This window comes from Clostridium sp., assembly GCF_051650885.1.
GTDB lineage: Bacteria > Bacillota > Clostridia > Clostridiales > Clostridiaceae > Clostridium.
This window is the reverse complement of record NZ_JBOFRG010000208.1, coordinates 1-2,722: the sequence shown is the minus strand read 5'-3', so window position 1 is coordinate 2,722 and position 2,722 is coordinate 1. Positions and strand designations below refer to the sequence as shown.

Below are 2,722 nucleotides of genomic sequence, written 5' to 3'. Positions count from 1 at the left end.
GTACACTCCTTCCCATTCCGAACAGGAAAGTTAAGCTCTATAACGCCGATGGTACTGCACGGGAGACTGTGTGGGAGAGTAGGAAGTTGCCAAGTGAAAACAAAGAGAAAAGTCAGTAGTTAATTCTACTGGCTTTTTTGCGCACAAAATTATCCACAAAAAAAGAGAGGAAAATTAAATTTGAAACAAAAATTGTGGATAAAAGGGTTGAGAATGGTACAAAGATATAAGATTAAAGAAAAATGTAGAAATAAGTAAAACGAAAAAAATTGAATAACTCCCTAAAAAGGATAATATATACATATGATATAGCAAGTTTAACTTGTGCGAGTGAAAAAATTGTAACTACTAATCACAGAAAAATAAAAGGAGGGGTGAAATTTGAACTATAAAAAAGAAAATTATTTATGGTTTTTTATTGATTGGGTTATATATATATTTGTAATACTTTTTTTTATTCAAATGTATGTAAATCAGATGGAAATTTCAAATGGAGGGATATTTCAAATTGCAAGTGAAATTTTTAAGACGAATAATCTACTAATAATACTTTTGTTATTAGGTATATTTGCTAAAGGGATATATTTTATAATAAACAAAATATTATTGAAGCTTTTGAAGGTAGAAATTGAATCACTTAAATTATCATTTACAATAACATCAAGTATAGTAATAACATTATTGATAGTAAGTATTTTACTAGATTTTAATTTAATACAGGGAAGGGTTATTTTCAATATTTTGGTGAGTTTATTAAGTCCTATAATTATGATTACTGGATTAAAAGAAGAGTTTAAAAATAATAATAAGTTATACTTATATTTGATTTGTTTAATGAGTTGTATATGTATAATTTTCTTTATATTATAAAAGGGAAGATATGAAAATGGTTTATAGAGAATGAGATATTAAAGAAATAGATTAAATAAAAAAAGAGCAAATTTTAATATATTTTAAAATAGCTCTTTTTTTATTTGTGTAATTTTTAAGTGTTTAATATTGAATATGCAATATTAAGAGAAATATAACTGATATATAAAGAAATAAAAGCAAATTTTAAAAGAAGTTGAGTTGTATTTAGGCTATCAGAAGTCGTGGCAGGGTTAGAACACATTAAATCAAGAGTTTTTATTACGAATAAATAAGTAATGAGACTACTTAAGAAGGAATAATATCGGCTAATGTATAATAAGAGATTAGGATCTGTATATTCATTGCAATTTGAAAGTTTTTTTCTAAGCTCACGATTGGCTTTTAAAGATGTAAGACTTGAAAGAAGAGAAAAATAAATGCCCTTATCAATAAAATATGATAATTCAATGGTTTTTAAATTTAAAGAATCTGTATTCATATATCACCTATAAATAACTTGTTATAATATTTAATATATGGGAAAAATCTTATATTTGGCACTTACAATAAAAAAGTAAGAAGTGATATAATAAATGTGGAATATAAAAGGTTAAGGAGTTGATTATTTATGGCAATAAAAAGTTCAAAAGTGGCTATTGTTGGAACTGGATTAGTAGGTTCTAGTACAGCATTTAGCTTGGTAACACAAGGGGTTTGTGATGAAGTTTTAATGACTGATATCAATATGGAAAGAGCTTTAGGGGAAGCAATGGATTTAAATCATTCTATTGAATATTTAAATAGGAACGTTAAGGTGAGAGTTGCTGAATATAGTGAATATGGAGATGTAGATATAGTTGTTATAACTGCAGGAGCACCACCGAAGGAAGGGCAAACTAGATTAGATACATTAGATATGACGGCTAAAATTACTAAGTCTATAGTTGAACCTATTATGGAAAGTGGATTTAAGGGATATTTTATAGTAGTTTCAAATCCAGCAGATATTATAGCGTATTATGTACATAAACTATCAGGATTACCTAAAAATCATGTATTAAGTACTGGAACATCAATAGATACAGCAAGGCTTAAAAACTTTATAGCAGAGCTTGTAGATGTAGATCCAAGGTCTGTACAAGGATATTCAATGGGAGAGCATGGAGATTCTCAAATGGTTCCATGGTCACATATAACTGTAGGAGGAAAGTCCTTCTTAAAAGTATTAGAAGATAATAAAGAAAGATTTCCAAGAGTAGATTTAGATGACTTAGTAAAAAATACGGCAGAAGCAGGTTGGGAAGTATATAAAAGAAAAGGAACTACTTATTATGCAATTGCAACAGCAACTGTTGGAATTATAAAAGCAATTTTAAATAATGAAAATAGAATTATACCAGTTTCAACTCTTTTAGAAGGAGAGTATGGTGTAAATGGATTTTTTGTAGGAGTCCCAGCAATATTAAATTCTAATGGAGTAAAGGAAGTAGTTGAAATTCATTTAACAAAAAAAGAAAAAGAAAACTTTGATAAATCTGTTGAAATTATAAAAGAATATGTCGAAAAATTAGAAAAAAAGTAGAAAATAAATATCAAAAACCTCGCATAGAATAAGGCTTTGCGAGGTTTTTATAAAAAAAATAAAAAAAACTTTCAAAAAGTTGTTGACTTTATTATGTTAAGTCTATATAATAAGTAATTGTTGAGGGGCACAAGCGGTCACGAAACAGAAAAAGTAAATCTAGTGATGATGGCATAGAGGAAACACTCCTTCCCATTCCGAACAGGAAAGTTAAGCTCTATAACGGCGATGGTACTGCACGGGAGACTGTGTGGGAGAGTAGCAAGTTGCTAGGTAATGGTTCACTAG

The 2,722-nt window shown here is 28.3% G+C and carries 2 protein-coding genes and 2 rRNA genes; all 4 read left to right on the top strand.

The window, feature by feature from the left end; translation table 11 throughout:
- Nucleotides 1–95: ribosomal RNA gene (rrf, locus tag ACRC28_RS09905) — 5S ribosomal RNA — on the top strand; the annotation flags it as partial.
- A 286-nt stretch (nt 96–381) separates the two neighbouring features.
- Nucleotides 382–870, top strand: coding sequence for a hypothetical protein (locus tag ACRC28_RS09900; RefSeq protein WP_438543288.1), 489 nt, complete (start codon nt 382–384; stop codon nt 868–870).
- A gap of 610 nt (nt 871–1,480) precedes the next feature.
- A complete protein-coding gene (locus ACRC28_RS09895) occupies nt 1,481–2,434 on the top strand; it encodes an L-lactate dehydrogenase (RefSeq protein ID WP_438543287.1) in 954 nt (317 codons plus the stop codon).
- Between the two features lie 158 nt (nt 2,435–2,592).
- Nucleotides 2,593–2,709, top strand: a 5S ribosomal RNA gene (gene rrf, locus ACRC28_RS09890).
- The last annotated feature ends 13 nt before the right edge of the window (nt 2,710–2,722 follow it).